The organism is Trinickia fusca (assembly GCF_003628145.1).
Taxonomy (GTDB): Bacteria; Pseudomonadota; Gammaproteobacteria; order Burkholderiales; family Burkholderiaceae; genus Trinickia; species Trinickia fusca.
Genome location: NZ_RBZV01000003.1, coordinates 505,102 through 531,696, shown reverse-complemented (window position 1 = coordinate 531,696; position 26,595 = coordinate 505,102). Strand labels below are relative to the sequence as shown.

Here is a 26,595-nt window from a genome sequence, read left to right as displayed (position 1 = left end):
CGGCAGATCGGCCTCCTCTTTTCACTTTGCCGGACGGGCCAATCGGTGAACAATTGAGGTGTGCGGCGGTACTTCGAAAGAACGTGCCGTCTGCCGCTCCATCGGGCCATATGTGGTCTCATGGCGACTAACTCACCACCCACCATTCGAAACGGGGGAAACATCATGCAAGTCGGTTCGATCGTCAGGTCGGTGCACATCGCAGTGCCTGCGGGCGCGCGCGGAATCGTCATGCGCATTTTGGGCGACATGGCGATGGTCGCCTGGTACGCGGGCGAGCCCGGCGCATCACTGCAACTGAACACCGAACCCTTCTTCCTCGAAGACCTCATCGACACGGGCACGCTCGTGAGCCAGCCCGCGGGCGCATTGATGCACTAGGGCCGTCATTCGCACGAGCAGGCTCCAACGTATCGCACCCGCCCGCAAGCGGGGATGCCGGTCCGCGGCCATTGCGGCACAATGCGGGCATGCACGATCTACCCTTCGATTCCCCTGACGAGCGCGGCACGCCTGCCGCGCACCCTTTCACCCGACTCACGCCCGAATGCGTGCTCGATGCGCTCGACAGCGTGCTCGCCGTCACCGGTGTGCGCACCGACGGGCGTCTGCTGCCGCTCAACAGCTACGAAAACCGTGTTTATCAGGTCGGCGTCGAAGACGGCCCGCCCGTGATCGCGAAATTCTATCGGCCCGACCGCTGGTCCGATGAAGCGATTCTCGAAGAGCATGCGTTCGTTGCCGAGCTGGTCGCCCACGAGATCCCGGCCGTTCCCGCGCGCGAGATCGACGGCCGTACGCTGCATCCCTTCGACGGTTTCCGTTTCGCGGTGTTCGAGCGGCGCGGCGGCCGCGCGCCCGAGCTCGACCGGCGCGACACGCTCGAGTGGATGGGCCGCTTCATCGGCCGTATTCACGCGATCGGCCGGCGTACGCCGTACTGTGCGCGCCCCTCGCTCGACATCCAATTGTTCGGCCATGAGCCGCGCGAGTTTCTGCTCTCGCACGACTTCGTACCGGCCGATCTGCGTGCGGCTTACGAGGCCGCATCGGCGCTGGCACTCGAAGGCGTCGAGCGTGCGTTCGAAGCGGCCGGCGATGTGACGTCGTTGCGCCTGCACGGCGACTGCCATGCGAGCAACGTGCTGTGGACCGACGGCGGCCCGCACTTCGTCGACTTCGACGACAGCCGCATGGGGCCCGCCATCCAGGACTTGTGGCTGCTGTTGCCCGGCGATCGCGCCGGTGCTTCGCGCGCGCTGACCGACCTGCTCGCGGGCTACGAGGACTTCTGCGAATTCGAGCCGCGCGAACTGCATCTGATCGAGGCGCTGCGTACGCTGCGCCTCATCCATTACGCCGCGTGGCTGGCCCGGCGCTGGGACGACCCGGCATTCCCGGCTGCGTTCCCGTGGTTCAACACGCAGCGCTATTGGGAAGCGCGCGTGCTCGAGCTGCGCGAGCAGATCGGTGCGATGCAGGAAGGGCCGTTGTGGCCCGTTTGAGGCGAGGCGCGGAGCGGCCCGGCCCGGGATGGGCTTCGGGCGGACCGCAGCGCCCTATCACCACTTGAGCAATAGCTTCATCAACGCGTCGAAGCGCCGCCCGTAAGGCGGCAACAGCAGCGCGCGGGCATTGAAGCGCGCCTGCATCAGCACGGGTTTCATCTTCGAAAACGTCATGAAGCCCTCGTAGCCGTGGTAGGCGCCGATGCCGCTTGCGCCCACGCCGCCGAACGGCAGGCCCTCGCAGGCGATGTGCAGCAGCGTTTCGTTGACGGCGACGCCGCCCGAGATCGTCTCGTGCAGGACGCGCTCGATCGCGATGCGGTCGTCGTCGAACAGATACAGCGCCAGCGGGCGCTCGCGCGCGTTCACGTAGCGGATCGCATCGTCGAGCGTGTCGTAAGGCACGAGCGGCAGCAGCGGGCCAAAGATCTCTTCCTGCATCAGCGCGCACGAGTCGGGCGCTTGCGTGACGATGCTCGGTGGGAACAGCCGGCGTGTCGCGTCAGGTAGCGCGTCGGTCAGCGGATGCAAGTGCGCACCGGCTTGCGCAGCTTCGTCGGCGAGACGCTGCAAGCGTTCGAAGTGGCGCGCCGAGACGATCGTGGTGTAGTCGCGGTTCTGCGCAAAAGCGGGATACAGCCGCGCGACGCGCGCACGGGCTCGCGCGATGAACGCCGCTTCGCTGCCGCGCGGCACGAGCACGTAGTCGGGCGCGATGCAGGTCTGGCCCGCATTGAGCGTCTTGCCGGCGACGATGCTGTCGACGGCGGCATCGAGGCGCGCATGCGGCCCGACGATGACTGGCGATTTCCCGCCGAGTTCGAGCGTGACGGGCGTGAGGTTGTCGGCCGCGGCCTGCATCACACGACGGCCCACGGCGGTCGAGCCCGTGAACAGAAGATGATCGAACGGCAATGCGCTGAATGCGGCGCCGATCGCTGCATCGCCATTGACGACGGCTACGTGGTCGACCGCAAACGTCCGTGCGATCAACTGCTCGAACAGCGCCGATGTGCGCGGGGTGAGTTCGGACATCTTGATCATGGCGCGATTGCCTGCTGCGAGCGCACAGATCAGCGGACCCACCGCGAGGAGGATCGGATAGTTCCACGGCGCGATGATGCCGACGACGCCGAGCGGCTGTGGCACGAGCTTAGCACGTGCGGGGCGCAGCCAGATACCCGTGGCGCGCCGCTGCGGCTTCATCCAGCGTTTGCCGTGCTTGAGCGCGGCATCGATCTCGTTCTTCGCGAGCCATAGCTCCGAAAGCAGCAGCTCCGCTTTGGCGCGTTGGCCGAAATCGGCATCGAGCGCGTCGGCCAGCGCATCGCGATTGTCCAGCAGCATCGCACGCAGCGCCTTCAGATGGGCGGCACGCGTGTCCCACGACGGATACGGCGCGCGTAGATACGCTTGCCGCTGTGTGTGCAGCAGTTCTTCGAGTGTGGCGGCGCTGGGCAGATCGTTTTTCATGAGGAGTCGTCTCTTCTTGGCGGCGTCAAGATGCGAAGGCACGCGCGACGATCGCCGCGTGATCGAACGAGGTCGGCAGCGTACCGTAGACGCGTCCGCAGTGCTGTGCGCCGCTCATGCCCGGCGCGAGACGCGTAGCGATGAAGGCTTCGGCGTGCGCGTCCGGTGCGCCGCGCAGCATCAGTACCGCTTGCGCGCACAGCACGAGCTGCTGCGCGAGGCGGCGCGCATTGGCCTCACGGACCTCGGCGGGGGCGGTCAGCGTCGCCTCGAGGGCGTCGAGCGCCGCGCCCAGTGCTGCATGTGCGCGCGCCTCGCCGCGCCATTCGCGCAACAGCGCATGCGCGGCCTGCGGATCGCGCTCGATCCCGCGCAGCACATCGAGACACATCACGTTGCCAGAGCCCTCCCAGATCGAATTGACCGGTGCTTCGCGATAGAAGCGTGCCATCGGCCCTTCTTCGACGTAGCCGTTGCCGCCCCACACTTCCATCGCCTCGCCCGTGAATTCGAGCGTGCGCTTGCAGACCCAGAACTTCGCTGCCGGCGTGACGATACGTCGCCAGGCCCGCTCGAGATCGCTTTCGGCGGCGCCGTCGCCTTGTGCCGCCTGGGCGGCCAGATGCGCATCGAACGCGCGTGCGAGCCGCATGAAGAGCAGCGTGGCCGCTTCCGATTCGAGCGCGAGGTCGGCGAGCACGTTGCGCATGAGCGGCTGTTCGACGAGCAGCCGGCCGAACGCCGTGCGGTGGCGCGTATGGTGAATCGCTTGCACGAGCGCGGCGCGCATCAGCGCTGCGCTGCCGATGACGCAATCGAGCCGCGTGTAGTTGGCCATTTCGATGATGGTCGGTACGCCGCGTCCTTCCTCACCGATCATCACGCCGTACGCATCGGCGAATTCGACTTCGCTGCTCGCGTTCGAGCGATTGCCGAGCTTGTCCTTCAAGCGCTGCACGCGAACGGCGTTGCGTGTGCCGTCGGGCGCAAAGCGCGGCACGTAGAAGCACGAGATGCCCTCGGCGTCGTCCGTGCGGGCAAGGACGAGATGTGCGTCGCATTGCGGGGCCGAGAAAAACCACTTGTGACCGACGAGTCGATAGGCTGCCCCGCGTCCGCCGACATCGAGTGCGTAGGCGCGCGTCTGGTTCGTCCGTACATCGGAGCCGCCTTGCTTCTCGGTCATGCCCATGCCGATCATCATCGAGCGCTTTTGGGCGAGCGGCACGTCGCGCGAGTCGTGCTCGCGTGCATAGAGCTTGTCTTCGAGCGTGGCGAACAGCGCCAGCTCGCGGCGTAGCACGGGAATGCTGGCGAACGTCATCGTGAGCGGGCACAGCGAGCCGGATTCGAGCTGCGCATGCAGAAAGTAGCCGGCGCAGCGCGCCGCCATTGCGCCGGGTCTTGGCTGCTCGAACGGCAGCGCATGCAGGCCCTCGCGGCGCAGCAGCGTGAGCAGTTCGTGCCAGCTCGGATGAAATTCGAGCGCATCGATGCGTTCGCCGCGCGGGTTGTACGTCGACAGCTCGGGCTCGTGGCGATTGGCGAGCGCAGCGAGCGCCAGCACGTCGGGCGTGCCGAGCAGGGCGCCATCGCGCGAGAGCGCCTCGGCGTGCCAGGCGGCGCCTTCACGCTCGACGGCTGCCGTGAGTGCTGCATCGCTCGTGTAGAGGTTGTAGTGCTCGAGCGGGGGAACCTGATTCGTGACTTCATGCGTCGCGAACGGGGCCAACGGATTCATGGTGACTATCTCCTCTGATCCCATGCCGGACTAATCCCAGTTAGCGCTTCAGCGCTTACTGGGACTTGTTCGGCGGTCGACGAGAGTTGGCGCTTTAGCTGTCGGTAGGAGTTAGTGCTTTAGCACTTACTCCTACCCCATGCAGAGCACGTACTCTGGTCATCACGCTCATGCAGCATGGACCGGTTATTGTTTTGACCGCGCGCGGCGCCCGGCGTTTGACGGTCGGCGCCAAGGGCGTGCGCCGCCTGGCTGCCGGGGGCCGCCTGCTGTTCGGATGCAATGGCGGCATGCCGCGCGGGCGGTTGCAATGCCCTTGCATGATAGGTTCGGCCTGCCTCCTCCGTTTAGAGGAATCGCTCTCGTGATAGGGACGTGCGGGGCATCGAGCCCTCTCTACAATGCGCAAAAAATAGGCACTGAAAGCCGAGCGAGGAACCCGACGCGGGTTGCCGTCCGCGCGGACAAGGCGGGCCTGGAGGAGCGAATGGAATACGACTACGTCATCGTTGGCGCCGGCTCGGGCGGCGCGACGCTCGCCGCGCGGCTTGCGGAGCGTCTTCCCGAGGCGAGCATCGCGCTCGTCGAAGCGGGCCCGCACACGCGCACGAATTGGCTCGTCAATACGCCGCTCGGCCTCGCGGCGCTCGTGCCGTTCAAGTTCAAGACCAACTACGGCTACGAAACGGTGCCGCAGCGTGCGCTCGACGGACGACGCGGCTATCAGCCGCGCGGGCGCGGCATGGGTGGCTCGAGCGCGATCAATGCGATGGTCTATACGCGCGGGCATCCACTCGATTACGACGAATGGGCGGCGCTCGGCTGCACGGGCTGGGGATGGGCCGACGTGCTGCCGTACTTTCGCCGCGCCGAGGGCAATACGCGCGGCGAGGATGCCTGGCATGGCGCAAGCGGGCCGCTGTCAGTCTCCGATCTGCGCTTTCGCAATCCGTTTTCGACGCGTTTCGTCGCTGCCTCGATCGAGGCCGGCCATCGTGCGAACGAGGACTTCAACGGGCCGGACCAGGAAGGCGTCGGCTTCTACCAGGTCACGCAGCGCGACGGCCGCCGCTGCAGCGTGGCGCGCGCGTATCTCTACGAGACGGCATCCGGCGCGCACGACAACCTGCATCTGATTGCCGATGCGCATGCGCTGCAGGTGGTATTCGACGACTCGCGTCGCGCGCGTGGCGTGCAAATCGTGCGGGCGGGCCGCGTCGAGACGCTGCGCGTACGGGCTGAAGTGGTGCTGGCTGCGGGCGCGTTCGGTTCGCCGCAGCTCTTGATGTGTTCCGGCATCGGGCCGGCTCAGATGCTGCGCGCGTTCGGCATTCCCGTGCTGCGCGACGTCCGGGCCGTCGGCACGAATTTGATCGATCACGTCGACTTCACACTGAATGTGCGTGTGAAGTCGACGCAGCCCGTCGGCTATTCGTTGCGCGGCACGGCAAACATGCTTGCGCAATTGCCGGCGTTCCTCCGTCGCGGCGAAGGCATGTGGTCGAGCAACGTGGCGGAGGCGGGTGGTTTCATCAAGAGCGAGCCGTCGCAGGACCGGCCAGATCTGCAACTGCACTTTTGTGCCGCGCTCGTCGACGACCACAGCCGCAAGCTGCATTGGGGACACGGCTACTCGCTGCACGTGTGCGTGCTGCGGCCAATGAGCCGCGGCACCGTGACGCTGGCCGGGGCCGATGCGCGTATGCCGCCGCGCATCGATCCGCGTTTTCTGTCCGATGCGCGCGATGCCGATCTGCTGCTGCGCGGCGTGCGCATCGCGCAGCGGATCTTGGCGGCGCCTTCGCTGGCGTCGCAAGGCGGGCGCACGCTTTACGTGCCGCACGATGCCGACGACGCGACGCTGCGCAGGATCATTGCGCAGCGCGCCGATACGATTTATCACCCGGTCGGCACGTGCCGTATGGGCCACGATGCGACTGCCGTCGTCGATCCCGAACTGCGCGTGCGCGGCGTGCAGGGGCTGCGCATCGTCGATGCCTCGGTGATGCCGACGTTGATCGGCGGCAACACGAACGCCCCGACCGTCATGATCGGCGAACGCGCAGCCGATTTCATCGTGGCCGCGCGCCGTGCGGCTCAGCTGTCTCCTGGCGACTTGCCGACGCTGCCCGCGCGCGTGTAGACGAAGTCGTCGCCTGGCTGGCCCGGCAGCGTTTCGCGCGCGACCTCGAGCCACGCGCGCGCCGCATGCGACAGATAGGCGTTGCGCCGCCACGCGATCGCCATCTCCCAACGGATCTCGGGCTCGACGATGGGGCGGCACGTGAAATGCGCCGGGTCGAGCCGGCGGCAGTATGGCGCCGGCAGCAACGCGATGCCCACGCCCGCATGCACGAGCGCGGCCATGAAGTCCCAATGGCTGCTGCGCGCGACGATCGTCGGCGAGAAGCCTGAATCGCGACAGGCTCGCGTGACGACGTCGTTGAGCGCCAGGCTCTCGCCGTAGAAGACGAACGGCTCCATCGCCAGATCGTCGAGCCGCACCTGACGTTCGCCGTCCCAGCGCGAACCCTGGCGCGCGACGAGCCACAGCGGTTGCAGCGACATGGGCAGTACGTCGTACACCTGGGCGTCGACGGGCAGCAGGACCCCGCCGAGTTCCAGCTCGCCTGCCGCCAGCGCGGCCTCGATGCCGCGCGAGCCCTGTTCGAACAGCTTGAGCTCGATCTTCGGATAGCGGCGGCGAAACTCGGCGATCGCAGGCGTGAACAACGAGCCGCCCATCGGCGGAATGCCGATCGTGAGCGCGCCGCGGCCCAGCGTGCCGACGTCGTCGAGTTCGGCCTGCAACTGCGCGTAGACCGCCAAAACGTCCTGCCCACGCTGATAGACGATGCGGCCTTCGTCGGTCAGCTCCATCTGACGCCCGTCGCGCAGCAGCAGCGGCGCGCCGATTTCCTCCTCGAGCGCCTTGACCATCTTGCTGATGGTCGGCTGCGTCACGAACAGCCGCTCGGCTGCCTGCGTGAAGCTTTGCTGGCGCACGACTTCGACGAAGTAGCGCAACGCACGCAGTTCCATGATGTGCCCCTGTTAAATGTTCCAAATTGGAATGCTGGCGATGAGTTTAAGTCATTTTATTTATGGGTCATGTCTCATTACCATTTCGTCATGGAGTCAAGGGGGGGCATGACGATGAACCGCATGGGAGATCTTGCGCAGGTTGCTGCGCAAAGCGCGCTGCTGGGTGCGTTATGGTGGATGGCCGATTTCGCGGCACGGCACTTCGCGCTGCCGGTGCCGGGCAGCGTGCTCGGCCTCGCGGCACTGCTCGCGCTGCTGGTGACGGGGGGCGTTGCGCCGCGCTGGGTCAAGGCCGGCGCCGATTGGCTGCTGTCGAATATGTTGCTGTTCTTCATCCCGGCGGCCGTGGCCGTCGTGCAGTACGGCGGCCTTTTCAAGACCGATGGCTGGCGGCTGGCGCTCGTCGTCGTGACCGGCACGCTGACGGTGATGGTGGCGGTTGCCTTGACGGTCGATCAGGCCGTGCGGTTCGAGCGCCGGCTCGCGCTCAAGCGCGCACGCGTGACGCACCCGGTATCGGTCTGAGCGGCACAGGTCGTATTCGAAAAGGAGGGGATGTCGATGTTCGCGTCGTTTCCGGCGTCGGTCGGTAGTGCGAAGCCACAGGCCGTGGCGGCCGTCTGTTTCGTGTTGACGATCGTGCTGTACGCCGCGGGCAAGCGTCTCTATGCGCGCTTCAAGCGGCCTTGGCTGACGCCGCTCGTGGTCGTGCCGGCATTGCTGGCGGCGATCGTCGTGGCGGGCCACATTCCCTATGCCGTCTATTTCGCCGACACGCGCTGGCTCATGTGGCTGCTCGGCCCGGCCACGGTGGCTTTCGCGGTGCCGATCTACGAATACCGTGAGCTGATGAAGCGCCACTGGATCTCGCTTGCCACGGGTGTGGCGGTGGGGATCCTCGTTGCGGTCAGCGGCTCGTTCGGGCTCGCCAAGCTGCTGCATCTCTCGCCTGACGTCGCGCGCAGCCTCATGACGCGTTCGGTGTCGACGCCGTTTGCGCTCGCCGTCTCCGATGAGATTCATGCCCCCAAGCAATTGACTGCGCTGTTCGTGATCGCGACGGGCATCTGCGGCATGCTGCTCGGTGAACTCGTGCTGGCGTTCCTGCCGCTGCGCACGCGGCTCGCGCGTGGCGCGATGTTCGGCGCGGCCGCGCATGCGGTCGGCACGGCCAAGGCGCGTGAGCTCGGCAGCGAGGAAGGGGTGATCGCGAGCCTGACGATGATGATCGCGGGTGTCGTGATGGTGCTGCTGGCACCGTTGATTGGTGGGGTGCTGGGGTGAGCAGGCAACGCAGCGCAGCGCTCAGCAGCTCAAGCGTCGGCGGCGAGTGAAAGGTAGGTGACGTTGAGTGTCTTGATTTCGTCGTATCGCAATACGAATACATCGCCAGCGATCGGATAAAAGCGCGACGAGTCTTCGACGTATGTGCCGACGGCCCTGATGTAGCGACGATCTCGCTCGAGCTTGCGGCGCTGGGCTTCGCCGAGTAGCAAGCGGTCGAGTTTTCCGTTATCGCTAACTTCGTAATCGAGCAGCACGCCGGTGTAAAGGTATGCCCCCTCCTTGAATTCCACGATGGCAGCGACAATCGCGGCATCGATGCCCTGTGGGTTGCGATGATCCAATCCCGAGAACAGGTAGTACCAAGGTGCGTCTCCGCGTACCCAATGCCATAACGGGAAACTCCCTCTACGATCGAGCTCCTGCCATTCGATCAATCCACGCCACGCGAGTGCGGCAATGAATGCCGTGACATTGGTCAACGCGAAATATCCTGGGGCCGCGAGCGGATTGTCGTTGAGCCAGGCCAGGTGGTCGCTCAGCTCTGCGAGCGCCGTGGAGCCTCCTGCTAGCAATCGCACTATATCGCCTACCGCGATGCGATAGCCCGCTAAGCCAACGGCGGCTGTGACAGCAAAATTGATGACAGCTGCCCAATACAGGGCTTGAAGCGCTGCGGTGCTCAGTGGACGATGGTCGAACGTGCGGACGTCTCTGCGTTGGCAGAGCTGCCGAAAGAGGAAACCGGGAATGATGAGCAAAAAAACGAATGCAGCCGGGAAGGCGACATTCATTCGGCGGAACCGAAGACGCGAACAAGTTTAGGCACGTACCGCACCTGTTTGCCATTCGCATCGAGCGTATCGATAGCGGTGTTGGTGTTAGCCGATTGGTCCAGCGAAGCCGATGCGAGAAAGGCGCGAAGCTGCTCGGCGGCCTTAGGGTCTCTCAAGACGTTATCGAGACGTTTGCTGCGAACGACTTTCATGGCGCTCCCCGGTTGCAGGCTAGCCAGTCTAGGCGAGGCGACCGAGGGTACTCCGCTCACGCTCATCGAATCGGACGATTGCGCGGGTCCGCCTCTCATCCTCACAAAAAGTTTCCCTTCAATGCCAACCAACTCGTGCCGCAACTCGCAATTTTGCTACAATGCCTCCCGTTTCCGAGGAGCGTTGCGACGGATCATCCCGCCAGGCTCGGAAACTTCAATCGGACGGTTAGCCAGGTCGCGCATGTCGACCCAGCCAGCCGGCTCCATCGAACGGCGCTCACGTCTATTTTCTTTCCATTTAAGAAAGGAGGGCGTGATGAACGCCGCAGTTTTCGAATCGAATGCTTCCCAAGATTTCGTCGTTGCCGACCTGTCGCTCGCTGACTGGGGCCGCAAGGAACTGAACATCGCCGAGACCGAAATGCCCGGTCTCATGCAAACCCGCGAAGAATACAAGCAGGCGCAGCCGCTCAAGGGCGCACGCATCGCCGGCTCGCTGCACATGACGATCCAGACGGCCGTGCTGATCGAGACGCTGCAAGCGCTCGGCGCCGAAGTGCGCTGGGCGTCGTGCAACATCTTCTCGACGCAGGATCACGCCGCCGCCGCCATCGCGAAGAGCGGCACGCCCGTGTTCGCGTTCAAGGGCGAATCGCTCGACGAATACTGGGAGTTCTCGCACCGCATCTTCGAATGGCCGAACGGCGAGTTCGCCAACATGATCCTCGACGACGGCGGTGACGCCACGTTGCTGCTGATCCTCGGCTCGAAGGCGGAAAAGGACCGCGCGGTCATCGCCAAGCCGACCAACGAAGAGGAAGTCGCGCTCTACAAGTCGATCGAGCGTCACCTCGCCATCGACCCGACCTGGTACTCGAAGCGTCTCGCGCACATCCGCGGCGTGACCGAGGAAACGACGACGGGCGTGCATCGCCTCTATCAGATGGAGAAGGAAGGCCGTCTGCCGTTCCCCGCGATCAACGTCAACGATTCGGTCACGAAGTCGAAGTTCGACAACCTGTACGGCTGCCGCGAATCGCTCGTCGACGGCATCAAGCGCGCGACCGACGTGATGATCGCCGGCAAGATCGCCGTCGTGGCGGGCTACGGTGACGTGGGCAAGGGCTGCGCGCAATCGCTGCGCGGTCTCGGCGCGACCGTGTGGGTCACCGAAATCGACCCGATCTGCGCGCTGCAAGCCGCGATGGAAGGCTATCGCGTCGTGACGATGGAGTACGCGGCCGACAAGGCCGACATCTTCGTGACGGCCACCGGCAACTTCCACGTGATCAACCACGATCACATGAAGGCGATGCGCCACAACGCGATCGTCTGCAACATCGGCCACTTCGATTCGGAAATCGATGTCGCGTCGACGCGTCAGTACACGTGGGAAAACATCAAGCCGCAAGTCGATCACATCGTGTTCCCGGACGGCAAGCGCGTCATCCTGCTCGCCGAAGGCCGCCTCGTGAACCTCGGCTGCGCGACGGGTCACCCGTCGTTCGTGATGTCGAACTCGTTCACGAACCAGACGCTCGCGCAAGTCGAACTCTTCACGCGCGGCAACGACTATGAGAACAAGGTGTACGTGCTGCCCAAGCACCTCGACGAGAAGGTCGCGCGTCTGCACCTGGCGCGCATCGGTGCGCAGTTGAGCGTGCTCTCCGACGAGCAGGCCGGCTACATCGGCGTCGACAAGAACGGTCCGTTCAAGCCGAACCACTACCGTTACTAAGCCTCGCGTCGACGGCGCCGGGCCTCGCACGTTCGTCATCGAACGGCGGGCCCGGCGAGCGCACCTTTGCCGAGCCGTTCGTTCCGTACGATCGCTTTCTCGCGTACCATCGTCCGCCAACCGCGAACAACGTCAAAGGAGCCTGACATGACCGTGCTGCTGACCTGGGTGATCAATGCGCTCGCGTTGTTGATCATCACGTACCTCGTGCCGTCGATTCACATCCGCAGCTTCGGTACCGCGCTCGTCGTCGCGCTCGTGCTCGGGCTCATCAATGCGGTGATCCGGCCCGTGCTGATCGTGCTGACGCTGCCCGTGACGATCGTCACGCTCGGCATCTTCATCCTGGTCGTGAATGCACTGTGCTTCTGGATGGCTGCGGCGTTGCTCAAAGGCTTCGAAGTCTCGGGATTCTGGTCGGCGTTCTTCGGCTCGATCCTCTACAGCATCGTGTCGTGGCTGCTGTCGGCGCTGATCTTCGGCAATCGCAGCCTCGGCTAGGACCGGTTCTCAATCACCATGAACCCCATCGAAATCTCGTTTGAGTTCTTTCCGCCGAAAACGCCGGAAGGGGTCGAGAAGCTGCGCGTCACACGCGCGCAACTCGCGCAGCTCTTGCCGTCGTTCGTTTCCGTGACGTTCGGCGCGGGCGGCTCGACGCAGCAGGGCACACTCGATACCGTCCTCGACATGAGCAAGGACGGCCTCCAGGCGGCGCCTCACCTGTCATGCATCGGCTCGTCGAAGGAGAGCCTGCGCGCGATCCTCGCACGCTATCGCGAGCACGGCATTCGTCACATCGTCGCGTTGCGCGGCGATCTGCCCTCGGGCATGGGCGAGGTCGGCGAACTGCGTTACGCGTCGGAACTCGTCAGCTTCATTCGCGCCGAACACGGCGACTGGTTCTGGATCGAGGTCGCGGCTTATCCCGAGTACCATCCGCAAGCCCGCTCGCCGCGGCAGGACCTCGAGAACTTCGCGCGCAAGGTCAAGGCCGGCGCGAATTCGGCGATCACGCAGTACTTCTACAACGCCGACGCCTACTTCCGCTTCGTCGACGATGCGCGCAAGCTTGGCGTCGACGTGCCGATCGTGCCCGGCATCATGCCGATTACGAACTACTCGCAGCTCATGCGTTTCTCGGAGATGTGCGGTGCCGAAGTGCCACGCTGGATCGCGCGACGGCTCGAGAGCTTCGGCGACGATCGCGAAGCGATCCGTGCGTTCGGGCTCGACGTCGTCACGCAGCTTTGCCAGCGGCTCGTCAAGGAAGGCGTGCCGGGGTTGCATTTCTACACGCTGAACGCGGCGATGGCCACCAAAGCCATCTGCGAGCGCCTGGGCTACGGGCGCGGCAGCTGACGAAGCAGTAGACGTCGTAACGATCGCGGGCGTTCAGCCCGCGATCGCTTCACCCCGTCCGTTGCCTTCGCTCGATCAATAACCGAGCGCGTCGCCGGCCGGCCGGCGCTCGTCGTTCGCGCCGTAGAAATAGCCCACACGAACCTTGCCCGAGACGGACGAATCGTTTCCTGAGCTCGCCGAATCGGCGGCGGCAAGCCCCGGCAGGCCCACTTCGATGAGCTCGGCGGCTCCCCACGGCGTCTGCTGGACCAGCTTGTAGCCCATGCCCGTCAAGAGCTTCAGCGTATCGGCTGAGAGGCCATACGGCTCGTAGTACACCTCGTCGGGCAGCCACTGCTCGTGGATGCGCGCGGCATCGACGGCCTCTTGCGGCTCCATGCCGAAGTCGATGATGTTGAGCGCCGTCTCGAGCGTGGTCGTGATGATGCGCGAGCCGCCCGGCGAGCCGATCACCAGAAACACCTTGCCGTCCTTCGTGACGATGGTAGGCGCCATCGACGAGAGTGGCCGCTTGCCCGGCGCGATCGCGTTGTTCGGCCCTTGCACGAGCCCGAACAGGTTTTGCGCGCCGACCTTCACGGTGAAGTCGTCCATCTCGTCGTTGACGAAGAAGCCCGTGCCCGGCGCGATGACGACGGCGCCGAAGCGGCCGTTGACCGTGTAAGTCGTCGATACCGCATTGCCGTTCCTGTCGACGATCGAGTAATGGGTGGTTTCGGGCTTCTCGGGCAGCACGTTGGCCGACGCGAGCTGCATCGACGGCGTGGCCTTGTCAGGTTGGATCGACGCGCGGATGTCGGCCGCGTATTGCTTGCTCAGCAGCTTGCCGAGCGGATTGTCGACGAAGGCCGGATCGCCCAGCAGCGTGTTGCGGTCGACGTAGGCGTGGCGCATCGCCTCGGTCATGTAGTGCACGGTGGCGGCCGAGTGCCAGCCGAGACCCTTGAGGTCATAGCCTTCGAGCGTGTTCAGGATCTCGCACAGCGTCGTGCCGCCCGAGCTCGGCGGCGGGGCGGAGATGAACGTGTAGCCGCGATAGTCGCAGTTGAGCGGTGCCGTTTCGGTCGCGTGGTACGCGGCGAAGTCCGCGGCGGTCAGCAGGCCGCCGCCGGCCTTCGAGGCGGTCTCGACGGCGCGGGCAACCTTGCCCTTGTAGAACGCGTCGGGGCCGTTCTTCGCGATTGCCTCGAGCGTGTTCGCCAGATCCTTCTGCACGAGACGATCGCCCGGTTGCAACGGCGTGCCGTCCTTGCGCAGGAACAGGCGTGCGGCCTCGGGATCGTCCTTGAAGCGCTTGACGGTGGTATCGAGGATGTCGGTATCGGCGCGTGTGAGGACGAAGCCTTCGCGCGCGAGGCGGATCGCGGGCGCCATCACTTGCGCGCGCGTGAGGTGACCGTACTTGCGCTGCGCGAGGTCGAGCCCAGCAACCGTGCCCGGCACGCCCGCCGCAGCCCAGCCGTACAGGCTCGCGCCTTTCTTCACGTTGCCGTTCGCATCGAGATACATGTTCGCGGTGGCCGTGGCCGGCGCCGTCTCGCGGAAATTGACGAACGTATCGCGGCCGTCGGCGAGGTGGATCGTCATGAAGCCGCCGCCGCCGATATTGCCGCAGCACGGGTTCACGACTGCCTGCGCGTAGCCGACGGCGACCGCCGCATCGATGGCGTTGCCGCCCATCTTGAGGATGTCGACGCCCACTTGCGAGGCGAGATGCTGCGAGGTGACGACCATGCCGTTGCGTGCTTCGACAGCTGGACGGGAGGCGGCGAGCGCCGCGTCGGTGGCGCAGGTGCCGAGGGCGAGGGCGGCCGCCAGTGCGGTGAGGAGGGCGTTGGGTTTCATAGGCGCGTTCGGGGTCGTGTCGTGGGGCGGGTGAGTGGGGGAAACGTATGGCTCATGCTTTGGCGGGGAGGTCGACGTCGGCGCTTCTGAGCGCCTCGATTCTCTGAAGCCTCGCTTTGGCCTGATCGGGCAGGCGTTGCACGAGCGCGGCGATCAGCGATTCGCTTTGCGCAAGCGCGGGCACCTTCGTATCGAACGGTGAGGCTGTCTGTGCGAACGAGACCAGGACCGTTTCGGCAAAGGATGCGATCGGCGAGCGCCACTCGTCGGTGAACAGCAGGATCCGCGCGCCGCGCGCATGCGCGGCCTGCGCGAACTGCACGACGCTCTCCTGATAGCGGCGATAGTCGTAGACGACGAGCACGTCGCCCGCGTCGATATCGACGAGTACTTCGTGCGCACGCTCGAGCGATGGCTCGATGTGCCGGGCACGCGGGCGCAGATGACACAGAAGCGTCACGAGCCGCGATGCCAGAAAGCCGCTGGCACGTCCGCCGCAGCAGTAGACGGCATGGCCCATGTCGGCCAGCAGCGCGACGGCCTGCTCGAAGTCGTGACGCGTTGCATGTTCGGCCGTCTTGCCGACCGATACCGCGAGGCTGCCCAGCATGGCCTTGTCGAGGTCGACGGCGCTCTGTGCGTAGGCGGCGGTTTCGAGCATCGACAGCGGCGAGTTCATGCGCTCGTCGACCTCGGCGAGCAACGCCTTCTGGAATTCGGGGTAGCCCTCGAAGCCGAGCTTGACCACGAGCCGGTGCACGGTCGGGTCGCTGACGCCGGCCTGGCAGGCGAGATTCGAAATCGAAGTCAGGGCCGCGCTTGGGTAGTTGGCGAGTAAGACGCCGATGACCCGTTTCTCTGCTACGGTGAACGTGTCGTGCTTGTGCTGGAGTAGCACTCTCACGGATGAGCTCACCATGATGCCCTTTCGATTGGCGGACGTACCGTTGCGTATGCAACGACGAGTTGTAACGTCCGTTACGGTGTTAGGAATGCTAACAAACCAAAAAGGTCCGTCAATGGCGCTGGAGGCCCGTGTTTACCCGTGGAATTGGCAGATTGGGGTCCGATCGTAGAGTTCGCCCGTTACGGGCATTACATTTTTGTTTGGCCGGGCGTGGTGTAGGGCTGTGCTACCCTCGCCGCTCCCGGTCATCGTAGGAGCGATCATGTCGGCTTGCCGTCCGCTGTTTGCTGTTCGCTTGGCTTCGTTCATCGTAGCGGTGGCCGGTGTGGCCGCCGCGGGTTTCGGCGTAGCGGCCAGTGCCGCGCCGTTGCCTGCGAAGACGCTCGTCTTTTGCTCCGACGCGAGCCCCGCGGGATTCGATCCCGCGCAGTACACGACGAGCGTCGAGAATTCGGCTGCCGGCTACACGGTTTACAACCGGCTCGTCGAATTCGAGCAGGGCGGCACGAAAGTGGAGCCCGGGCTCGCGCAGTCCTGGGACGTATCGCCCGACGGCAAGACCTATACGTTCCATCTGCGGCACGGCGTGAAGTTCCAGACGACGGCATACTTCAAGCCGACGCGCGAACTGAACGCCGACGACGTCGTGCTCACGTTCGAGCGCATGCTCGATCCCGACAATGCGCTGCGCAAGCAATACCCGGTCTCGTTTCCGTATTTCGTCGATCTCGGGCTTCAGAAGAACATCGAGAAAATCGAGGCGCTCGATCCGTACACGGTGCGCTTTACGCTGCGCAACGTGAGTGCGCCGTTCCTGTCCGAGCTCGCGATGCCGTTCACGTCGATTTTGTCGGGCGAGTATGTCGACCAGTTGCTGCGCGCGGGCAAAGCTCAAGACCTCAATCAGTATCCGGTCGGCACCGGGCCGTTCATCTTCCGCAGCTATACGAAGGATGCGTCGATCCGTTTCGATGGGAATCCTGATTATTGGAAGCCCGGCGTCGTGCGCCTCTCCAAGCTCGTGTTCGAGATCACGCCGGACCCGGCCGTGCGCGAAGCGAAGCTCAAGAAAAACGAATGCCAGGTCATGGTCTACCCGCGCCCGACCGACATCACCGAGCTGCAAGCGGACCCCGACCTGCAGGTGCCGCAGCAGGTCGGCTTCAATGTCGGTTTCCTCGCCTACAACACGACGCACAAGCCGCTCGACAACGTCGACGTGCGACGCGCGCTCGACATGGCCATCGACAAGCTGACCATCGTGAAGCAGGTGTATCAAGGGGCGGGGCAAGTGGCGAGCAATCCGATGCCGCCGACGCAGTGGTCGTACGACAAGACGCTGACCGATGCGCCGTACGACACCGCGAAAGCGAAGGCGCTGCTGGCGAAGGCCGGCTATCCGGACGGCTTCGACATCACGCTGTGGGCCATGCCCGTGCAGCGTCCTTACAACCCCAATGCGCGCCTGATGGCCGAGCTGATTCAAGCGGACTGGGCGAAGATCGGCGTGCGCGCGAAGATCGTGACCTATGAGTGGGGCGAATACGTGAAGCGTGCGCATGCCGGCGAGCACGACACGATGTTGATCGGCTTCACGGGCGACAACGGCGATCCCGACAATTGGCTCGGCGTATTGCTGAGCTGTGCGGCCGTGAAGGGCAGCAATTTCGCGAAGTGGTGCTATCAGCCGTTCGACGACCTGATCGTGCAGGCGCGCGAAATGACCGACCAGGCGCAGCGCACGAAGCTCTACGTCCAGGCGCAGCAGATCTTCAAGGACCAGGTGCCGTTCACGCCGATCGCGCATTCGATCGTCTATCAACCGATGCGCAAGGACGTGATGGGATTCAAGATCGATCCGTTCGGGCCGACGCAGTTCTGGAACGTGGGGATGAAGTAGGCGGTACACGCGCCGTCTTCGCCGGAGCGAGCGCGATTCGTTTTCGCCTCGTATCCGGCTGCCCCCCTTCCCTGCTTTCCCGCTTTCCCCTCCGGTTGTTCCGATTCCATTGCGCTTCATTCTTTAGTCGAGCGATCTTCATTTCTGTCTGCTCGACTTATCTCAGCTCGATCTTCCTCGTCAAGTAATCTGTATTACATTCCGCTACAACTTTGGTGCATGCAATCGTATTTGGGAATTGATTCCCCAGTTTTTGGAAATTTCCGAGGCTCCATTTTGGGTGTTGGGTGATATCTTTGCATCATGTTTTCGGTTGTGTGGAGGAGATTGTGAGCGCATTTGCAGAATATGATGCCACTGCGGGATTTCCACTTCAGCACATAAGGGTGTTTCAGCAGGTTTGTCGGGAATTCAAAGTCGTAATCGCGTCTCGTGAATTGAACCCGTTGTGTACCGATCTCCTGTTGGAGGGGTATGCCGCAAAGGGTTTTCACATCAAAGCAAAAACGTGTGATGAGCGGTTTCCCCTGGCGGCCGGATTCGTTCCACTCGTGCCGCAGTTCACAAAGGCGCAGCAGAATATCGAAAAGCAGAAAAGTGCTTTGAGAGACGCTATAGAGAACCATGGGGCAAGGAAGGTGGCGCTGGTAATTTCAGATCAGCGTTTTGAAAAGCTGAAAGCGAAGGGATTGATCTCGGTTGGACAGGTTAAAGGTGGCGTTATCGAGATTGGTGCGAAATCGCGGTTGGGTGCCGAAGAATTCCAATTTTCCGTGACGCGGCACGCAAAGCCTGGTTACTGGGATGTCTGGTACAAATCCCGAGTCCCCGTTCCAAGCTTCGGGCATGACGCTGCCAGCGGCAGTGAGGCCGAGAAAGACGGGTGGAAGAGGCTGTACGTGATGGGCAACCCTGAAAAGACAGGTCGCTCAGATTATCTGGACGCCGTATGTGGCGACTACGATCTCTGGGGAATATTTCCTCATGAGTCCACGCCGGATCTTGGAATCAATAACAGGCCTGTGCCTACGCGAGCAGTGTTGAGGAAAGATTCAAAGCCACATCTCGTGCGACGCGCAACCGAGGGTCAGATTATCTATCGCGAGGATGATCTCGCTGATTTGGCAAAAAAACACGAGCATCCGAATCTCGGAAATATTTCGGTTGGAGTCAATAAGATTAGATTTAGTTTAAATCAGCTTTGTCGGCCAGGTGGCGGCCCTGTTGTGATGCATAGCGACTATTGTGGGAATCCATTCGGAGAAATTGACTTTCCTTTGATCTTCTTCATTCCCGCGCTGCCATCCGGATCGGATGTGATTATAACGGGCGATGAATATAGGGTTGCGAAGAATGTCGGCGATTTGAGGACGAGCTTGCGGGAGATCAAGTGCAAGGGATTTTTGGTCGAGAGCTATCTAAATAGGAAATGGTCCATTCCAAACTACGTTGCCGGTAACAATCGACTTTCCGTTGGTTGAATCGCACCTTCACCAGTCGCCGCATGAGCCGATTGCACCACCAACGAGAGCCATATACATCATGTCCGTGATCGACCTGGCAACGCTATTGCAAGACCTTTCCACAGATGCACCCTGCGGCCCGGATCTCGAATATTCGCCGGACTACATCGAGCTGTCCCGCTTGCTGCAAGGCACGCCCGATATCCAATACGGGAACATGCATCGCCCGGCCGAGGAGCCGGACTGGAAAGCGGTCAAGGCACTGGTGTTGGGCTTGCTCGCGCAAAGCCGCGATTTGCGTCTTGCCGTGCACGCGACACGCACTTTGCTGGCGCTCGATGGCCTTGCCGGGCTGGACGACGGCCTGGCATTGATCGAAGGCCTGCTGGAGCGCCACTGGGATCACGTTCACCCGCAATTGGACGCTGACGATGCCTACGATCCGATCGCTCGCATCAACACGCTCGTCGCGCTCGAGGATAAGGACGGGTTGGTTCGGCACGTCTCGCTCGCGCCCCTCGTCGAATTGCCGGCTCACGGTCGCTTCTGTCTGCGTGACATCGATAAGGCCGAGGGCGAATTGGTTCCACAGGCCGACGAAGCGGTTCAGGACATCGCGGTCATCGACGCGGCGTTCAAGGCCGTGGCATTCGACGCGCTCAAGGAAACGGCATCCGTGCTGACGCGTGCCTGCGGCCGAGTCGAACGGATCGAAGCGTTGCTGACCGAACGTGTCGGTCATTCGCGAGCCATTCGATTCGCGGCGTTGAGCCTGCTGCTGCGCCGTGCGGAGAGCGTGGTGACCGCGCGGCTTCGGCAGCACCCTCAGTGGTTCGTCGAAGCCGACGCACGACTCGACGTGCAAGGCGGCGACGCGGCGGACCCTGCATCGCGAGCCCTCGACGAGATCGCGCACCGCGACGATGTGGCGCGCCTGCTCGATCGGATCTGCGAGTACTACGCCCGCGAGGAGCCGGCCAGCCCGGTGCCGTTGCTGCTGCAACGCGCGAGGCGCCTCGTCAACATGGGCTTCATCGAAATCCTGAGCGACTTGTCGCCTCAGAGCCTCGGTGAAATCAATCACCTTGCGGGTATAGCGCCAAGCTGACCGGCGCCCCGCTGTCGCCGAAACGCGGTGGCCAACCGCAACCCACTCATCTTCCAAGGGAGATCGCCTAGATGGCTAAGGAAAGCAGTCAGAAATTCATCGGCCGCACACGGCCGCCACGTGTGCAAATCGAATATGACGTCGAAGTTTATGGCGCTCAGAAGAAGGTCAATCTGCCGTTCGTCATGGGCGTGATGGCCGACCTGTCCGGACAGTCGACCGAACCGTTGCCGCCCGTCGCAGAGCGTCGCTTTCTGGAAATCGACAGCGACAACTTCGACGACCGCTTGAAAGCCATGAAGCCGCGCGTGGCGGCGATGGTGCCGAACACGCTGACGGGCGATGGCAACCTCGGCGTGGACCTGACCTTCGAGTCGATGGACGATTTTTCACCGGCATCGATCGCTCGCAACATTGAACCGCTGCGGCAACTGCTCGAAGCACGCGGTCATCTGGCCAATTTGCTGACCTACATGGACGGCAAGAACGGTGCGGAGGATCTGATCGCGAAGCTGCTTGCCGATCCGACGCTGATGCAGAGCCTCTCCGCTGCACCCAAGGCCGAGCCGTCGCAAAGCGGCGACGCATCCGATGAGACCTGATACGAAAGGAAATCAGCTATGAGCGATGTCACCACCGCACAGGAACAAACCGCCGGCACAACCGAGTCATTCTCTGCCGACGATTTCGCCAGCTTGCTGCAGAAGGAATTCAAGCCCAAGACCGACAAGGCGCAAGAGGCCATCGAACATTCGGTTCGCACGCTGGCCGAGCAAGCGCTGGCCGACGCGACACTGATCTCGTCGGATGTGCTCGATACGGTCGAGGCGCTGATCGCCGAAATCGACCGCAAGCTCACCGAGCAGATCAACCAGATCCTGCATTGCGCGGAGTTTCAGAAAGTCGAGCAGGCGTGGCGTGGCCTGCATTACCTGGTCAGCAACACCGAGAGTGACGAGCAACTCAAGATCCGCGTCATGAACGTGCCGAAGGCGGATCTGCACAAGACGTTGAAGAAGTACAAGGGCTCGGCGTGGGACCAGAGCCCAATGTTCAAGAAGCTGTACGAAGAAGAGTATGGTCAGTTCGGCGGTCAGCCCTACGGCGCGCTCGTCGCCGACTACTACTTCGACAACAGCGGCCCCGATGTCGATCTGTTGACGCAAATCGCAAGGATCTGCGCGGCGGCGCATACGCCGTTCATCTCGGGTGCATCGCCTGCCGCACTGTTGATGGATTCGTGGCGAGAGCTGGCCAATCCGCGCGACATCACGAAGCTGTTCCAGACGCCCGAGCATGCGGCCTGGCGCTCGCTGCGTGAATCGGAGGACTCGCGGTATATCGGTCTGGCGCTGCCGCGCTTCCTTGCGCGCGCACCCTATGGAGCCAACAGTAACCCCGTCGACGAATTCGCTTTCGAGGAAGACGTTGCCGGTGGTGACGCGAATCGCTACGCGTGGGCGAACGCAGCCTATGCGATGGCCGTCAATATCAACCGCTCGTTCAAGGAATACGGCTGGTGCTCCCGCATTCGCGGTGTCGAATCTGGTGGTGCCGTGGAGGGGTTGCCGGTTCACGTGTTTCCGACCGATGACGGTGGCGTCGATACGCAATGCCCGACCGAGATCGCGATTAGCGATCGGCGCGAGGCGGAGTTGTCGAAGAACGGATTCCTGCCGCTCGTGCACATCAAAAATTCCGGCAAGGCAGCCTTCGTCGGCGCGCAGTCATTTCATAAGCCTGCCGAATTCGACGATCCCGAGGCAACCGCCAATGCTGCCCTAGCAGCACGATTGCCGTATCTGTTCGCTTGCAGCCGTTTCGCGCATTACCTGAAATGCATCGCACGCGACAAGATCGGCTCATTTAAGAACCGCGATGACATGCAGCGTTGGCTCCATAAATGGATCGTGAATTACGTCGACGGTATGCCTGAACACTCGTCGGAACAAGCCAAGGCAACCAAGCCGCTAGCCGACGCGTCGGTGACCGTCGAAGAGGTCGAGGGAAGACCAGGCCATTACACGTCACGGTTCTATCTGCGCCCTCATTACCAGCTCGAGGGCCTGACCGTATCGCTGCGCCTCGTTGGCAAGCTGCCGTCGGTATCGGCGACATAAGCGCGATTACGCGACGTTTTTTGCTGCGTACACGTCGCTAGCAGTAACGCACGCAGCAATACTTTCATTTAATTAGGAGTGCATAGTGTCTTACGAAATTACCAGGACGATGCAGGTCGATACCATCACTGGGGATTCCCAGCTGAAGAATGCGACCGGGCACATTGACGTGATGGCGTTTTCGTTTAGTGCCAGTAAGCCGACGGACCTGTACGGTCTCGGCCTGGCAGAAAGCGGCGCGCCGTGGCTGTCGCCCGTCAGCGTCCATTTCCGGGTCGACAGCGCCACGATCCAGCTGAAACTGAACCAGCTGAAGGGCACGACCTTCAAGACGGTCACGCTGATCCACTACAAGACTGATCAGAGTAACAACCCGGAGAAATTCCACGTCGTGACGCTGACGGACGCCCAAATGATCGACATCAGTGCGAATGAGGTAGATGGCTCCTTGACTTGGGCTTACAAGCAGCTCAAGGAGGAATACTTCAAGCAGGATACGGCAACCAATCAGCTCCAGTCCGCAGGCACGGTCACATTCGACATGCAGACGCGGGAAGTTTCCTGACGCTGACGCCGGAGTGTGTCATCCGATTCGCTCCGGCTCCCCCAGTTGATTCATCCCGGCATCGAGCACGCGATGCGCTGGCATCGCGTGCTCGTTCACCCTCAATCAGCAACTCAGCACGATTCGCCATGGCAGAGCTCATTAGCAAAGACCGTTTGCAACCCGCGCTGTTGGATCGCCTGACCGACCACGAGCCGGACCACCGCTCGGAACCGCGCGAGCGCCGTGTCGTATCGATGCGCCAATTGCGCGAAAGCGTGCTGCGCGATCTGGCGTCGCTGCTCAATGCGACGAGTCTGTCTTCGAACGACGATTTGGCGAGCTACCCGCTCGTCGAGCGCTCGGTGCTCAATTACGGACTGCCCACGTTGACCGGCAAGACGTTGTCGAGCCTGAATGCACTCGATATCGCAAACGCGATCTCGGAAACGATTCGCCGTTTCGAGCCGCGCATCGTCAGCTATAGCCTGCGCGTATCGCCGTTGCCGGCGCAGCCGGGGAGCCGGCACAACGCGATCGCTTTCCTGATCGAAGGAGATCTGTGGGCGCAGCCGTACCCGGAACGTCTGTACTTCAAGACCGAATTGGACCTGGAAGCCGGTGAGGTGTTCGTCAGCGCACAGGGCGAAGCGAGCCTGCAATGAACGCATCCCTGCTCAAGTACTACAACCAGGAACTGCAGTATCTGCGGGAGATGGGCGGCGAGTTCGCGGCGGCGTATCCGAAAGTGGCGGGCCGGCTCGGGCTCGAGAGTTTCGAATGCGCCGATCCGTACGTCGAGCGCTTGCTCGAGGGCTTCAGCTTTCTTGCCGCCCGCGTGCAAATGAAGCTCGACGCCGAGTTTCCGCGCTTCACCCAGCACCTGACCGAGATCGTCTATCCGCAATACCTCGCGCCGACGCCTTCGATGACGATCGTGCAATTCGAACCCGAATGGCGTCATCCCGCGCTGGCCGGAGGGGCCGTGGTGCCGCGCCATACCGCTTTGCATAGCCAACTCGACCGCTATGGCACGACACGCTGCGAATACCGCACGGCGCATGAGCTGACGCTCTGGCCGCTGCGTCTCGTCGAGGCGAACTATTTCGTCTATAGCGGGGCTGTCGGTGGCGTGAGCCTGCAAGTGCCGAGCAAGCCGCAGGCCGCCCTGCGCTTGCGCTTCGAAGCGAGTGGCGACGTGACGTTGCGCGCGCTCGATCTCGATCGGCTGCCGCTCTACCTGCGTGGCAGCGAGGGTTTCGCGGAACGCGTTTATGAACAGTTGATGGGCCACGTCGTGCAAGCGCTCGTGTTGTTCCCCGATCCAAGCGAAAGCGCGACGCCGGCGATGCAACACGCGATGCTGCCCGATGACTGCATCCTGCCGCTCGGCTTCGACGACGAGGACGCGCTGCTGCCGTTGTCGAGTCGAACGTTCTGCGGCTATCGCCTGTTGCACGAGTATTTCGCGTTCCCGCCGCGATACCTGTTTGCCGAAGTCACCAGCCTGCGCGACGCGCTGTGCCAGTGCGACGCGTCGGCATTCGAACTCGTCTTGCTGCTCGACGAGTATGACCCGGAGCTCGAACGAACCGTCGACGCTTCGCATTTCGCGCTCTATTGCACGCCGGCTATCAACCTGTTCCCGAGGCGAGCGGACCGCATCGCGTTGAACGACGAACAGTTCGAATATCACGTCGTCACCGATCGAACGCGGCCCATCGATTTCGAGGTCTATGCGATCGAATCGGTCGTCGGCTACGGCGACGGCAACCTCGAGCCGCAGCGTTTCGAGCCGTTCTATCGCGCACATGATTCGAATCCCGATGGCGGAACCGGCGGGGCCTATTTCCAGTTGCGGCGCGAAACGCGCATGCGTTCCGAACGCGAGCGGCAATACGGTGCGCGTTCGCGCTATTTGGGCAGCGAGGTGTCGATCGCATTGGTCGATGCCGCGCAAGCGCCGTTCAGCGGCAAGTTGCGTCAGCTGGGGCTGGACTTGCTCTGCACGAATCGGGACTTGCCGCTGTCGATGCCCGTAGGCGTCGGGCGCACCGATTTCACGTTCGGAGCAGAACTGCCGGCCAAATCCGTGCGCTGCCTGTCCGGACCCAGCGAGCCGCGCCCCGTTCTCGCCGAAGGCGCAGCGGCGTGGCGCTTCGTGAATCACTTGTCGCTCAACTATCTGTCGCTCGTCGACAGCGACCCGGCAAGCGCGGCGCACGCCCTGCGCGAGTTGCTTGAACTGTATTGCGCGAGTGGCAACGATACAGGGCGCCGTCAGATCGCGGCGCTCAGCAGCCTCGCTTCGCGCACGGTCACGCGACGCTTGCCGGGAGCCGGGCCGATCTGCTTCGGCCGCGGGCTCGAGTTGACGCTGACATTCGACGAAGCCGCGTTCGAAGGCGCCGGAGCGTTCCTGCTCGGAGCAGTCCTGCAAGCGTTCTTCGCATCGTATGTGTCGATCAATCACTTCACAGAGACCGTCGTGCGCAGTTCGACGCGCGGCGAGATCATGCGCTGGCCGGCGAAGGTGGGGCTATGCCCGATTTTGTAGCGCTGGAACGCCGCCTGACGCAAGCGGCCCACCGATTCGAGTTTTTCCAGGCAATGCGGCTCATCGAGTGCGCTCGTGGGGATCGGCCACGTATCGGGCAATCGCTGCGCCCCGCCGACGACGTGGTCCGCCTCGGTCAGGACCCGGACTTTCGTTTCGTGGCGACGGCCTTGGCGGGGTATCGCCAAGCGAGCGATCGACGTCCGGCCCGGCTCGCCGTCAACTTCCTGGGATTGCTCGGACCCAATGGCCCCATGCCGTTGTGGCTGACCGAATACGTGCACGATCGGGTGCAACACGGTGGAGACACGACGCTCGTCAGCTTTCTCGACATGTTCCAGCATCGGATGCTCGGCTTGTTCTATCGCGCATGGGCGGCAAGCCAGCCGGTGGTGAGCCTCGATCGGCCCGATGGCGAAGGCTTTTCCCGCTACCTCGGAAGCCTGTGCGGGCTCCGCGCGCCGTCGCGGCGCGAACGGGGACGCGAGAGGGACGGCGTGCCGGATAGCGCGAAGCTGCATTTCGCGGGCCTGCTGGCTGGCAGAACGCGCCATGCGAGCGGCCTGAGTTTGCTGTTGTCGCAGTACTTCGGGTTGCCCGTGGCGATCGAGCAGTTCGTCGGCCAATGGGTGCGCTTGCCCGAGGACGAGTGCACGCGCCTGCGCTCGCGCGGCGCGAAGCAACTGGGGCAGGGCGTGGCGCTCGGCACGAAGGTCTGGGACCGGCAGCACAAATTTCGCGTCGTGATCGGGCCGCTCGACGAAGCCGACTACCGACGTCTGCAACCGGGGGGCGGCAGCTTTCGACGCCTCGAGCATTGGGTGCGGCTCTACACGGGCGGCGTGCTCGATTGGGACGTTCAGCTGAATCTTGCTCCGGGTGCCGCGAAGGGCATGCGGCTCGACGCAAACGCGCGCCTCGCGCGCAGCACCTGGCTTGGCCGGCCCGACGCGGCCCAACGACAACCGACGTTGCGCTTCCATCCTGGCGGCAACGTTTGAGAGAC

24 protein-coding genes and 1 riboswitch are annotated in these 26,595 nt (G+C 63.2%); of the genes, 17 read left to right on the top strand and 7 right to left on the bottom strand.

What is annotated here, in order from left to right; translation table 11 throughout:
• Positions 1-165 precede the first annotated feature (165 nt).
• Positions 166-381 carry a hypothetical protein gene (locus D7S89_RS11685; protein ID WP_121277808.1) on the top strand — a complete coding sequence of 72 codons (216 nt, stop codon included), beginning with the start codon at positions 166-168 and terminating at the stop codon, positions 379-381.
• 89 nt (positions 382-470) lie between these two features.
• Complete coding sequence (locus D7S89_RS11680; protein WP_121277807.1) at positions 471-1,505, top strand: serine/threonine protein kinase; 1,035 nt, start codon at positions 471-473, stop codon at positions 1,503-1,505.
• A 57-nt stretch (positions 1,506-1,562) separates the two neighbouring features.
• Here the strand turns inward: D7S89_RS11680 and D7S89_RS11675 are convergent, their stop codons facing one another.
• Both D7S89_RS11675 and D7S89_RS11670 read right to left on the bottom strand, forming a co-directional pair.
• Positions 1,563-2,981, bottom strand: a complete 1,419-nt coding sequence (locus D7S89_RS11675) for a coniferyl aldehyde dehydrogenase (RefSeq protein ID WP_121277806.1) — start codon at positions 2,979-2,981, stop codon at positions 1,563-1,565.
• A gap of 25 nt (positions 2,982-3,006) precedes the next feature.
• Positions 3,007-4,722 (bottom strand): isovaleryl-CoA dehydrogenase, encoded by a 1,716-nt coding sequence (locus D7S89_RS11670; RefSeq protein ID WP_121277805.1) that lies wholly within the window; start codon positions 4,720-4,722, stop codon positions 3,007-3,009.
• A 487-nt stretch (positions 4,723-5,209) separates the two neighbouring features.
• Here D7S89_RS11670 and D7S89_RS11665 point away from each other — a divergent pair, with 487 nt between their 5' ends.
• The gene (locus tag D7S89_RS11665) at positions 5,210-6,865 is read left to right on the top strand and encodes a GMC family oxidoreductase (protein WP_121277804.1); all 1,656 of its coding nucleotides are present in this window, start codon (positions 5,210-5,212) and stop codon (positions 6,863-6,865) included.
• Here D7S89_RS11665 and D7S89_RS11660 read toward each other — a convergent pair.
• Entirely contained in the window at positions 6,820-7,764 is a 945-nt protein-coding gene (locus tag D7S89_RS11660; RefSeq protein ID WP_121277803.1) for a LysR family transcriptional regulator, read from the bottom strand. The two genes, D7S89_RS11665 and D7S89_RS11660, sit on opposite strands and share 46 nt — an antisense overlap.
• Before the next feature lie 108 nt (positions 7,765-7,872).
• Between D7S89_RS11660 and D7S89_RS11655 the strand changes: the two genes are divergently transcribed.
• On the top strand, positions 7,873-8,292 hold the full coding sequence (locus D7S89_RS11655) for a CidA/LrgA family protein (protein ID WP_245982810.1): 420 nt from the start codon (positions 7,873-7,875) through the stop codon (positions 8,290-8,292).
• Positions 8,293-8,328: 36 nt separating this feature from the next.
• Positions 8,329-9,051 (top strand): LrgB family protein, encoded by a 723-nt coding sequence (locus D7S89_RS11650; RefSeq protein ID WP_121277941.1) that lies wholly within the window; start codon positions 8,329-8,331, stop codon positions 9,049-9,051.
• Positions 9,052-9,080: 29 nt separating this feature from the next.
• Here the strand turns inward: D7S89_RS11650 and D7S89_RS11645 are convergent, their stop codons facing one another.
• The gene (locus D7S89_RS11645) at positions 9,081-9,845 is read right to left on the bottom strand and encodes a hypothetical protein (RefSeq protein WP_121277801.1); all 765 of its coding nucleotides are present in this window, start codon (positions 9,843-9,845) and stop codon (positions 9,081-9,083) included.
• Entirely contained in the window at positions 9,842-10,039 is a 198-nt protein-coding gene (locus D7S89_RS27160; RefSeq protein WP_147426634.1) for a hypothetical protein, read from the bottom strand. Before D7S89_RS27160 ends, D7S89_RS11645 begins: the two co-directional genes overlap by 4 nt.
• Positions 10,040-10,209: 170 nt before the next feature.
• Positions 10,210-10,328, top strand: a riboswitch (S-adenosyl-L-homocysteine riboswitch).
• A gap of 30 nt (positions 10,329-10,358) precedes the next feature.
• Between D7S89_RS27160 and ahcY the strand changes: the two genes are divergently transcribed.
• The 3 genes from ahcY to metF all read left to right on the top strand — a co-directional run bounded on the left by ahcY (position 10,359) and on the right by metF (position 13,142).
• Positions 10,359-11,780, top strand: coding sequence for an adenosylhomocysteinase (ahcY, locus tag D7S89_RS11635; protein WP_121277799.1), 1,422 nt, complete (start codon positions 10,359-10,361; stop codon positions 11,778-11,780).
• Positions 11,781-11,927: 147 nt separating this feature from the next.
• Positions 11,928-12,281, top strand: a complete 354-nt coding sequence (locus tag D7S89_RS11630; RefSeq protein ID WP_121277798.1) for a phage holin family protein — start codon at positions 11,928-11,930, stop codon at positions 12,279-12,281.
• 18 nt (positions 12,282-12,299) lie between these two features.
• A complete protein-coding gene (gene metF, locus D7S89_RS11625; RefSeq protein WP_121277797.1) occupies positions 12,300-13,142 on the top strand; it encodes a methylenetetrahydrofolate reductase [NAD(P)H] in 843 nt (280 codons plus the stop codon).
• A 75-nt stretch (positions 13,143-13,217) separates the two neighbouring features.
• Here the strand turns inward: metF and ggt are convergent, their stop codons facing one another.
• Positions 13,218-14,990 (bottom strand): gamma-glutamyltransferase, encoded by a 1,773-nt coding sequence (ggt, locus tag D7S89_RS11620; RefSeq protein WP_121277796.1) that lies wholly within the window; start codon positions 14,988-14,990, stop codon positions 13,218-13,220.
• A 52-nt stretch (positions 14,991-15,042) separates the two neighbouring features.
• Positions 15,043-15,894 (bottom strand): MurR/RpiR family transcriptional regulator, encoded by an 852-nt coding sequence (locus D7S89_RS11615; protein WP_183085160.1) that lies wholly within the window; start codon positions 15,892-15,894, stop codon positions 15,043-15,045.
• 265 nt (positions 15,895-16,159) lie between these two features.
• On the opposite strand from D7S89_RS11615, the gene D7S89_RS11610 reads away from it, so the two are divergent.
• From D7S89_RS11610 to tssG, 9 genes are all read left to right on the top strand, one after another.
• The gene (locus tag D7S89_RS11610; RefSeq protein WP_121277794.1) at positions 16,160-17,797 is read left to right on the top strand and encodes an ABC transporter substrate-binding protein; all 1,638 of its coding nucleotides are present in this window, start codon (positions 16,160-16,162) and stop codon (positions 17,795-17,797) included.
• 329 nt (positions 17,798-18,126) lie between these two features.
• On the top strand, positions 18,127-19,278 hold the full coding sequence (locus D7S89_RS11605) for an anthrax toxin-like adenylyl cyclase domain-containing protein (RefSeq protein WP_183085159.1): 1,152 nt from the start codon (positions 18,127-18,129) through the stop codon (positions 19,276-19,278).
• Positions 19,279-19,339: 61 nt separating this feature from the next.
• Positions 19,340-20,368, top strand: coding sequence for a type VI secretion system protein TssA (tssA, locus tag D7S89_RS11600; protein WP_121277792.1), 1,029 nt, complete (start codon positions 19,340-19,342; stop codon positions 20,366-20,368).
• Positions 20,369-20,439: 71 nt separating this feature from the next.
• Complete coding sequence (tssB, locus tag D7S89_RS11595) at positions 20,440-20,970, top strand: type VI secretion system contractile sheath small subunit (protein WP_121277791.1); 531 nt, start codon at positions 20,440-20,442, stop codon at positions 20,968-20,970.
• 18 nt (positions 20,971-20,988) lie between these two features.
• Positions 20,989-22,488 (top strand): type VI secretion system contractile sheath large subunit, encoded by a 1,500-nt coding sequence (tssC, locus tag D7S89_RS11590; RefSeq protein ID WP_121277790.1) that lies wholly within the window; start codon positions 20,989-20,991, stop codon positions 22,486-22,488.
• A gap of 85 nt (positions 22,489-22,573) precedes the next feature.
• The gene (locus tag D7S89_RS11585; RefSeq protein WP_245982808.1) at positions 22,574-23,053 is read left to right on the top strand and encodes a type VI secretion system tube protein Hcp; all 480 of its coding nucleotides are present in this window, start codon (positions 22,574-22,576) and stop codon (positions 23,051-23,053) included.
• 128 nt (positions 23,054-23,181) lie between these two features.
• Positions 23,182-23,697, top strand: coding sequence for a type VI secretion system baseplate subunit TssE (gene tssE / locus D7S89_RS11580; RefSeq protein WP_121277788.1), 516 nt, complete (start codon positions 23,182-23,184; stop codon positions 23,695-23,697).
• The gene (gene tssF / locus D7S89_RS11575; protein WP_121277787.1) at positions 23,694-25,589 is read left to right on the top strand and encodes a type VI secretion system baseplate subunit TssF; all 1,896 of its coding nucleotides are present in this window, start codon (positions 23,694-23,696) and stop codon (positions 25,587-25,589) included. Before tssE ends, tssF begins: the two co-directional genes overlap by 4 nt.
• A complete protein-coding gene (gene tssG, locus D7S89_RS11570; RefSeq protein WP_121277786.1) occupies positions 25,574-26,590 on the top strand; it encodes a type VI secretion system baseplate subunit TssG in 1,017 nt (338 codons plus the stop codon). The genes tssF and tssG overlap by 16 nt, the downstream gene beginning before the upstream one ends.
• Positions 26,591-26,595: the final 5 nt, after the last annotated feature.

What these genes read in the sequence shown, in the direction of transcription:
- D7S89_RS11685 (WP_121277808.1), top strand. Translation starts at nt 166, where the DNA reads ATGCAAGTCGGTTCGATCGTCAGGTCGGTGCACATCGCAGTGCCTGCG.
- D7S89_RS11680 (WP_121277807.1), top strand. Translation starts at nt 471, where the DNA reads ATGCACGATCTACCCTTCGATTCCCCTGACGAGCGCGGCACGCCTGCC.
- D7S89_RS11675 (WP_121277806.1), bottom strand. Translation starts at nt 2,981, where the DNA reads ATGAAAAACGATCTGCCCAGCGCCGCCACACTCGAAGAACTGCTGCAC.
- D7S89_RS11670 (WP_121277805.1), bottom strand. Translation starts at nt 4,722, where the DNA reads ATGAATCCGTTGGCCCCGTTCGCGACGCATGAAGTCACGAATCAGGTT.
- D7S89_RS11665 (WP_121277804.1), top strand. Translation starts at nt 5,210, where the DNA reads ATGGAATACGACTACGTCATCGTTGGCGCCGGCTCGGGCGGCGCGACG.
- D7S89_RS11660 (WP_121277803.1), bottom strand. Translation starts at nt 7,764, where the DNA reads ATGGAACTGCGTGCGTTGCGCTACTTCGTCGAAGTCGTGCGCCAGCAA.
- D7S89_RS11655 (WP_245982810.1), top strand. Translation starts at nt 7,873, where the DNA reads ATGACGATGAACCGCATGGGAGATCTTGCGCAGGTTGCTGCGCAAAGC.
- D7S89_RS11650 (WP_121277941.1), top strand. Translation starts at nt 8,329, where the DNA reads ATGTTCGCGTCGTTTCCGGCGTCGGTCGGTAGTGCGAAGCCACAGGCC.
- D7S89_RS11645 (WP_121277801.1), bottom strand. Translation starts at nt 9,845, where the DNA reads ATGAATGTCGCCTTCCCGGCTGCATTCGTTTTTTTGCTCATCATTCCC.
- D7S89_RS27160 (WP_147426634.1), bottom strand. Translation starts at nt 10,039, where the DNA reads ATGAAAGTCGTTCGCAGCAAACGTCTCGATAACGTCTTGAGAGACCCT.
- ahcY (WP_121277799.1), top strand. Translation starts at nt 10,359, where the DNA reads ATGAACGCCGCAGTTTTCGAATCGAATGCTTCCCAAGATTTCGTCGTT.
- D7S89_RS11630 (WP_121277798.1), top strand. Translation starts at nt 11,928, where the DNA reads ATGACCGTGCTGCTGACCTGGGTGATCAATGCGCTCGCGTTGTTGATC.
- metF (WP_121277797.1), top strand. Translation starts at nt 12,300, where the DNA reads ATGAACCCCATCGAAATCTCGTTTGAGTTCTTTCCGCCGAAAACGCCG.
- ggt (WP_121277796.1), bottom strand. Translation starts at nt 14,990, where the DNA reads ATGAAACCCAACGCCCTCCTCACCGCACTGGCGGCCGCCCTCGCCCTC.
- D7S89_RS11610 (WP_121277794.1), top strand. Translation starts at nt 16,160, where the DNA reads ATGTCGGCTTGCCGTCCGCTGTTTGCTGTTCGCTTGGCTTCGTTCATC.
- tssA (WP_121277792.1), top strand. Translation starts at nt 19,340, where the DNA reads ATGTCCGTGATCGACCTGGCAACGCTATTGCAAGACCTTTCCACAGAT.
- tssB (WP_121277791.1), top strand. Translation starts at nt 20,440, where the DNA reads ATGGCTAAGGAAAGCAGTCAGAAATTCATCGGCCGCACACGGCCGCCA.
- tssC (WP_121277790.1), top strand. Translation starts at nt 20,989, where the DNA reads ATGAGCGATGTCACCACCGCACAGGAACAAACCGCCGGCACAACCGAG.
- tssE (WP_121277788.1), top strand. Translation starts at nt 23,182, where the DNA reads ATGGCAGAGCTCATTAGCAAAGACCGTTTGCAACCCGCGCTGTTGGAT.
- tssF (WP_121277787.1), top strand. Translation starts at nt 23,694, where the DNA reads ATGAACGCATCCCTGCTCAAGTACTACAACCAGGAACTGCAGTATCTG.
- tssG (WP_121277786.1), top strand. Translation starts at nt 25,574, where the DNA reads ATGCCCGATTTTGTAGCGCTGGAACGCCGCCTGACGCAAGCGGCCCAC.